Raw genomic sequence first — 7,146 nt, forward strand, 5'->3', positions numbered from 1 at the left:
TGGACGGGGCGCTGGTGTTGGACGCGCAGGGGGAGCTGTGGGTGCGCGAGGGCCGGCGGGTGCGCGCGGGCGAGCGCGTGGTGGTGGGCCACGCGGAGGACGGCAGCGAGGGCGTGTTCGTGAACATGGCGTACCTGGCGACGGGCGGGGAGGGCGAGTTCAAGTTCATGACGAGCGAGGTGTCGCGCGAGAAGCCCATCGACTACGCGCACATGGCGCGGCTGTTGGTGGAGGAGCGCGAGCGGGGCGGCTATCCCATCTGGGTGACGGGGCCGGCGTTGGTGCACTCGCGGGCGCGCGTGGACATGACGTGGTTCGTGGAGAACGGCTTCGTGGGCGCGCTGCTCGCGGGCAACGCGGTGGCGGTGCACGACATCGAGGCGTCCATCTACAACACCACGCTGGGGATGAGCGGCGTGGGCAAGGCGACCTCCGGCGGCCACGGGCTGCACATGCGCGCCATCAACCGGGTGCGGCAGGCGGGCTCCATCGCGAAGGCGGTGGAGGCGGGCGTCATCACCAACGGCATCATGCACGCGTGCGTGAAGCACAAGATTCCCTTCGTGCTGACGGGCTCCATCCGGGATGACGGGCCGCTGCCGGACGTGGTGACGGACAACCTGGCGGCGCAGGACGCGATGCGGCGGCACGCGGTGAAGGCGACGATGGCGGTGCTGGTGGCGACGGCGCTGCACGCCATCGCGACGGGCAACATGCTGCCGGCGTTCGTCACGGAGGCGGACGGCACGTTGCGCGAACTGCCCACCATCTGCGTGGACTCGTCCGAGTTCGTGGTGAGCAAGCTGAAGGACCGGGGCACGCACCAGGCGTTCGGCGTGGTGACGAACGCGCAGGACTTCATGCACATCCTGCGGCTGTACGTGGAGCGCGAGCTGGCGTCACGCGCCGCCGCGAAGCCCGCGTAGGTTTCAGCGTCGGCTGACGGCGGCAGGCTTCCACGTCGCGAGGGACAGGCCGCCCTCGGTGCCGAACAGCGCGGTGTCTCCTTCCGGGAGCACCGCGTACACGCGCGGATCCGCCAGCCGGGGCAGGGCCTGCACGGCGCCGGTGCCCGCGTCGAAGTACGAAGCGCCGAGCAGCGTGCCGACCAGCGCCCCGCCGGGCACGAGCGCGGTGGAGACGATGGCGGGCGAGGGCAGGCCGGGAGCGGTGTGCACGCGCGTCCACCGGGCGCCGTCGAAGTAGCTGAAGCCGTCCTGGCAGGTGCCCGCGATGGCGCGTCCGTCCGCGTCGGTGGACAGGGCGGTCACCCAGTTGTCGGTGAGGTCGCGCCCGTCGTGGAATCGCTGCCAGCGCTCGCCGTCCCAGCGCAGCAGGCCCCGGTCCTCGCTGCCCATCCACACGAAGCGGCCGGCGCCCTCCGCGACAGAGGGGTGTTCGCTCCAGCCGTCGGGCAAAGGCAGTCGCCGCACGAGCGACAGGGGAGAGCTGCCCGGAGTGACGACGGACATGCCGCGTCCATCCACGAGCGCCACGCCCTCCTCGACCCGTGAGGCGCCGAGCACGGACAGCTTGCCCAGGGCCACGGGGTTGCGGCCGCCATAGGCCAGCTGTGTCCAGGTCTTCCCGTCGTGGAGGCCCAGGCCGTAGGTGGTGGCGACGTAGAGGTTCTGTCCATCGCTGGTGAGGCCCAGCACCTGGTTGCTGGGAAGCGCGGGCGTGCGGAAGGTCTGCCACTTCCCATCATCGCGCTGCCAGCAGACGCCCCGGTCGAAGGTACCCACGACCAGTCGACCCTTGTGCCGGGTGAGCGCGGTGATGTGATTGCCGCAGAGCTGCCCGGTGGGCGTCACGCGGCGCCAGCCCGTCGCTTCACGAAGGAAGACGCCCGAAGCGCGCGTGCCCGCCCAGTCGCCAGTGAGCGCGGTGGCGCCAGGGGGAGCGCTCGGCATTGCATCGGCGTGGGTGATGCCCTGGGCACGCGTGTCGCCGTTGGTTGCTTCAGTGAGCACGGTGGCGCCAGAGGGAGCGCTCGCTGCTGTATCGGAGCGAGCCGCGCCCCACGCGCGCACGTCCCCATCGCTTCCCACGATGCGCACGTCGTGCTCCGTGACACTGAACGACAAGGGGCCCGTGGGCACGGTGCCCACCGCCGCGAGGCGCCCGCGTCCGTCGATGGAGAAGGCGCCCTCGCTGGTGCCCACCTCCACGCCGTCCCGCGTATCGGAGAGGAAGCGCACGGGCCCGGGCAGTGCCCACGCGCGCGACGTGCCCAGCTCGAACAGACGCCCCTCTGCCGTGCCCGCGAAGCGGGGCGAGAACGCGGTGTACGTGGCGCCCGGGGGCAGCACGGCGGCCAGTGACTCCAGCCGGCTCACGTAGTCCGGGGTGCTCGCGTCCTCGGCGGCGGGCAGGGCCTGCCAGCGCACGTCCAGCACCGGCGTCACGCGAAAGCCGGTGTCCAGCGATACGAGCCCCTCATCCGTCGCCACGAAGAGCCGGTCGCCCGTGGACTCCAGCGCGCGGCAGAAGTGGCCAGGCAGGCCGTCCTCGACCGTGAGCACGCGCACCGGGCGGCCGGCGAACGTGAACAGCTCCAGGCCCCCCTCGGTGCACGCGACGACGTGGCCCCCGAAGGGCTCCAGGTCGTGCACGGTCTCGGTGTTGGTGACGGTGGCCGCGAGGGCCAGGGCAGTGAGGGTGGAGAGCATCACGCCCCACCCTCATTGCGAACCCCGGGCCAACCTCATCACCCTCGGAGGTGTCTCCCCGGGACCACAGGTGTGTGGCCCCGGGTCAGCGCGTCCGCGCCTAGAACGACTCTTCCGGCACGGCCATCAGGTCCAGGTTGCCGTGCTCCACCATGCGCGCCGCGTGGGCGATGCCGGGGAGCACCTCGTGGCAGTACCAGCGGGCGCTGGCCACCTTGCCGCCGTAGAACGCCTTGTCACCGGGGTTCGTCTTCATCCGCTCCAACGCGACGGCGGCGTGGCGCACCAGCAGCCAGCCGATGACCACCTCCGCCACGGCGGCCAGCACGCGGTTGCCCTGGAACCCGACGTGGTAGACGGACTCGCCCAGCTTGCCCATCAGCGTGCCGAGCATCGTCTCCAGGTGCCCCAGCGCTTCGCCCAGCGCGGCGCGCTCGACCTTCAGCTCCGGGCCGCCCTCCTCGCCCTCGACCGTCTCGCGGATCCGCGAGAGCAATCCCTGGAGCGTCGCGCCGCCATCACGCGCCACCTTGCGCATCAGCAGGTCCAACGCCTGGATGTGCGTGGTGCCCTCGTAGAGCGAGTCGATCTTCTGGTCCCGGATGTACTGCTCCACCGGGTAGTCCGTCAGGTAGCCCGAACCGCCGTGCACCTGGAGCGACAGCGACAGCAACTCGTACGCCTTCTCCGAGCAGTAGCCCTTCACCAGCGGCAGCAGCATGTCGTTGAGCACGTCCGCCTCGCCCGCCGCGGTGGAGCGGTGGCCGCCCTGCAGCTCCACCTGGTCCTGCGTGGACGCGGTGAACAGACACAGCGCGCGCATGCCCTCCGCGTGCGCCTTCTGCGCCATCAGCATGCGGCGCACGTCCGGGTGCTCGATGATGGCCACGCGCGGCGCCGTCTTGTCGCGCGCCTTCGCCAGGTCCGAGCCCTGGAGCCGGTCCTTCGCGAACGACAGCGCGCGGAAGTAGCCCGCGGACAGCGCGGCCATGGACTTGAGGCCCACCGCCATGCGCGCGTTCTCGATGATGTGGAACATCTGCCGGATGCCGTCGTGCACGTTGCCCAGGAGCAGGCCGCGCGTGGGCTTGCCGTCGCCGAACGTCAGCTCGCAGGTGACGGACCCCTTCAGGCCCATCTTCTTCTCCAGCTTGGTGCACACGACGTTGTTGTGCTCACCCAGGCTGCCGTCCTCGTTCACCCAGAACTTGGGCACCACGAACAGCGAAAGGCCCTTGGTGCCCGGAGACGCGCCCTCCGGACGCGCCAGCACCATGTGGATGATGTTCTCCGCGATGTCCGACTCCCCGTTGGTGATGAAGCGCTTGACGCCTTCGATCTCCCACAGGTCTCCGTCCACCTGACGCGCCTTGGTGCGCGCCGCGCCCACGTCACTGCCAGCGTCGGGCTCCGTGAGCACCATGGAGCCGCTCCAGCGGCGCTCCAGCGAGTGCGGCAGGAAGCGCTTCTTCTGCGACTCCGTGCCCAGCCGGTCGATGACGCGCGCGAGCAGGTTGCCCAGCGTGTAGAAGGCCAGCGAGGGATTGCTGCCCAGCAGCAGCTCGAACGCGGCCCAGCCCAGCGACGGCGGCGCGCCCAGGCCGTTCAGGTGCGTGGGCACTTCCAACAGGTGCATGCCCGCGTCGTAGAAGGCGCCCATCGCCGCCTTGAGGCCGGGGGGCAGCTTCACCTCGCCGTTCACCAGCTTGGGCGGGTTGTGCTCGGACTCGTCGAAGCTCTTCGCCAGCTCCTGCGTGCAGAGCTGGGAGAAGGTCTCCAGCATCTGCCGGGCCGCCGTCTCGTCCAGGTCCCCGAAGGGCGCCTTGCCCAGCGACGTGCGGCCGATGTCCAGGAACTCGAAGAGGTTGAACTCAATATCGCGGAGATTGGGCGTGTAGTGCAGGGACGACGACGACATCGGAAGGCTCCTCACGGCCAGCGCTAAGAACAGGCCCGCGCCAACCTCGGCGCGGGAACGGGCGGACCGTGAGGGTATCCGAGATTGATTCGCGGGTCAGTCGCGCCGGGCGTGGATGACGCGCAGCGTCTCGCGGTGCTCGAAGCGGTTGCCGGCGGCGTCGCGGGCGACGAACACCAGCTCATACGTTCCGGCCGGGGTGCCATCGGGGACGACCAGGGCCTTCGTGAAGCGCAGGCCGTCCGAGGACTCCAGCAGGTGCTGCTCCTCCCCGAAGAGGTCGCCGTACACGCTGACCTCCTTCGTGGCCTCCACCGCGTCCACGTCCAGCGTCAGGGTGTCACCGGGCGCAAGCTCGCGCTGGGAGAGGACGACCTCGAAGTCGTTGCCCTTCGAGTCCAGGCGGTAGCGCACCTCGCTGCGCTGCACCTGGCCGTCCGCCAGCTCGCTGATGAGGAACACGGTGTAGTAGCCATCCGCGACCCCCAGCGGCACGAGGAAGCGGCCGCGCCAGGCGCCGGACACCGTGTCGAACGTGAGCGGCTTCACGAGGCCGAAGGGGAAGTAGGCCGTCACCCGGCGGGCGTCGCGCGGGGCGCGCACGGAGATGATGGGGTCGCCCGGGGGAATCTCCTCGCGGCTCAGCGAGCTCGCGAGCATGCCGTCCGGAATCTGCACGGGGACCAGCTCCTTCACCGTCTCGCCGTTGGGCGCGGTGCGCGCCACCTGCTCCACCGCGACGAAGGACGTGAAGCGGCTCATCAGGTGGTACTCGAGCGCGGTGTTCGTGATGTCCTGCACGAGCTCCGGCGTCTCGCCGCGGTAGCCCTGCACGGTGAGCTCCTCGATGCGCTGGCGGGCCCAGAGGCTCTTGAGGGCGTCGTGCTCGCGGGCGACTTCCGGGAAGTGGATGGGCACGTCGAAGCGGCGGACCTGACCGCGCACGCGGCCGGAGATGCGCAGCACGCCCTCACCGGTGCCGGTGTACTTGCCCACGAGGAACAGCGGCTGGCCGGCGAACAGGTCCGGCACGGCCTTCGGGTACACGTCGCTGACGGGCAGGCCGTCGGTGTCCACCACGAGCGAGGTGAGCACGGGGCCGCGCATGCGCTGCTCGAACTCGCGGGCGACCTCTTCTTCGGGGCGGTTGAGGTTCACGAAGGTGGAGGCGCCCCGGCCCAGCTCGCCCATCTTCGCGATGAGGTAGCGGTTCACGCTGGAGCCGACGCCGGCGGAGAAGATGCGCGTCTCCTCGCGCAGGTGGGACTGGAGCGTGCCCAGCACGTCGTCATCCTCGCCGATGAGGCCGTCGGTCATGAAGAGCACCATGCGCAGGCGGGCCGGGTCGTTGGCGGGCACCATGGCCTCCTGGGCGGCGATGCGCACGTCGGTGCCGCCACCGCCCCAGAAGCTCGCGACATAGGGCAGGGCGCGCTGGATGTTGTCCGGCGTGGCGGGGACGGCGCCAGGCGCGAACTTCGTCACCTGCGTGTCGAAGTTGAGCACCTGGAAGGAGTCCTCCGGCATCAGGTGGTTCAACACCTCCTTGGTGATGGCCTTGGACTTTTCAATCGCGAGGCCGGACTGCGAGCAGGACGTGTCGAGGACCATGTACAGCTCGCGGGGGACGATCTCCTTGTCCGTGGGGGCGAGCTGCGGGTTGAGCATCACCATGAAGTAGCCGTGGTCCGCGCCGGGGTCGCGGTGCACGAGCACGGCGGGGCGGATGAGCGCGTCGGCGACGACGTACTCCAGCGTGAAGTCCTTGTTGGGGATGCGGTCGTCGCGGCCCAGGCTGACCTTCGCGCGGGACGGTCCTTCGCGCGTCACGTCCACGCGGTGGGACGTGGAGCGCAGCGAGTGGACCGGGAGGCCCGCGTCCAGGCGCACGGTGAGCTGGAGGTCGTGGCCGCTGCGCAGGTCGGGCGGGAGCACCGGGGGCGTGATGCGGCTCGCGTCGGGGACGGTGGTGGTGTCCGGCGAGGTGCCTTCGCCCTGGCGCACGGGCAGCGCCTCGCCGCCGATGTAGCGGGGGCCGACGACCATGGGGAAGGTGAAGCGGTAGGTGCCCGCGTCGTAGGTGAGCCGCTCCACGTAGTGGATCCGCACGCGGATGGTTTCACCGGGGAGGATGTTGGCCACGGACTGGGTGAAGACGTTGGGGCGCTCCTGGTCGAGCAGCGCGGCCGTCTTGCCTTCGGCCTTCGCGCGCTCGTAGGTGTCGCGGGCCTGTTCGCGCGTCTGGATGACGCCCTGGATGACGCGCTCGCCGATGTGCAGCTCCATGCCGTCCACCGCGGCCAGCTCCGGCAGCGGGAAGACGTAGAGCGCTTCGAGCGGCGCGGTGTAGGGGTTCTCGAACACCTGCGTCACGGTGACGGACGCGAGGAAGCCGCTGACCTCCGCGTCCACCTCCGTGTGCTTGAGGCTGAAGGTAAGCGGCGCGGTCTCCGGGCAGCCGGTGTCCTCGGCCTGCTGCCGCAGGAGCGCCACGAGCGTGCCCTGGGACACGGCGCCCTTGCTGGTGGGGGACACCGGGGGCGGACAGTCGGGGCG

4 protein-coding genes are annotated in these 7,146 nt (G+C 70.4%); 1 reads left to right on the forward strand and 3 read right to left on the reverse strand.

Annotated features, from left to right (window positions below; all coding sequences use genetic code 11):
- A partial coding sequence (locus D7V97_RS37285; RefSeq protein WP_120615372.1) for a hypothetical protein occupies positions 1–926 on the forward strand: 926 nt, incomplete at its 5' end.
- A gap of 3 nt (positions 927–929) precedes the next feature.
- On the opposite strand, the gene D7V97_RS37290 is transcribed toward D7V97_RS37285, so the two are convergent.
- The 3 genes from D7V97_RS37290 to D7V97_RS37300 all read right to left on the reverse strand — a co-directional run.
- Positions 930–2,675 carry a hypothetical protein gene (locus tag D7V97_RS37290; RefSeq protein ID WP_147445135.1) on the reverse strand — a complete coding sequence of 582 codons (1,746 nt, stop codon included), beginning with the start codon at positions 2,673–2,675 and terminating at the stop codon, positions 930–932.
- Positions 2,676–2,772: 97 nt separating this feature from the next.
- Complete coding sequence (locus D7V97_RS37295) at positions 2,773–4,590, reverse strand: acyl-CoA dehydrogenase (protein ID WP_120615374.1); 1,818 nt, start codon at positions 4,588–4,590, stop codon at positions 2,773–2,775.
- A 96-nt stretch (positions 4,591–4,686) separates the two neighbouring features.
- A partial coding sequence (locus D7V97_RS37300; RefSeq protein ID WP_147445136.1) for a VIT domain-containing protein occupies positions 4,687–7,146 on the reverse strand: 2,460 nt, incomplete at its 5' end.

The sequence above is a fragment of the Corallococcus sp. CA053C genome (assembly GCF_003611675.1).
Lineage (GTDB): Bacteria > Myxococcota > Myxococcia > Myxococcales > Myxococcaceae > Corallococcus.

What these genes read in the sequence shown, in the direction of transcription:
- D7V97_RS37295 (WP_120615374.1), bottom strand. Translation starts at nt 4,590, where the DNA reads ATGTCGTCGTCGTCCCTGCACTACACGCCCAATCTCCGCGATATTGAG.